We start from the raw sequence: 425 nt of genomic DNA, 5'->3' as shown, positions 1-425 counted from the left end.
CTGAAGCATCTTTTTCAATAAAGGTGTTTGAAGATGGAACATAGGCTTCAGGTTGATAATAGTCATAGTAAGAAACAAAGTACTCGACCGAGTTTTGCGGGAAAAACTCTTTAAATTCGCCGTATAGCTGAGCCGCCAGTGTTTTATTATGCGCCATTATAATAGTAGGTCGCTGAAGCGCTGAGATAACGTTTGCAACCGTATAGGTCTTACCTGACCCCGTTACACCAAGAAGCGTTTGATACATCAAACCGTCTTCTATCCCCTCAACAAGTTGTTTGATTGCTTCAGGCTGATCCCCCGCTGGGGAAAATCGTGACTCTAGTAAAAATTCCTTCGCCATTATGATTCCGGTCGTAATGAAAAAATGATAGACTTCGCAAGTTTGACCACTCCCTTAAAGGAAAATCTATTATCAGTCACGA

Annotated in this window: 1 protein-coding gene; it reads right to left on the bottom strand. The window is 41.6% G+C overall.

The window, feature by feature from the left end:
* Window positions 1-343: DEAD/DEAH box helicase family protein (locus tag A3757_RS06150; RefSeq protein WP_197469869.1), on the bottom strand; the 343-nt coding region annotated here is incomplete at its 3' end.
* Window positions 344-425 lie beyond the last annotated feature (82 nt).

The organism is Oleiphilus sp. HI0117, assembly GCF_001635235.1.
This window is presented reverse-complemented; position numbering and strand designations above follow the sequence as displayed.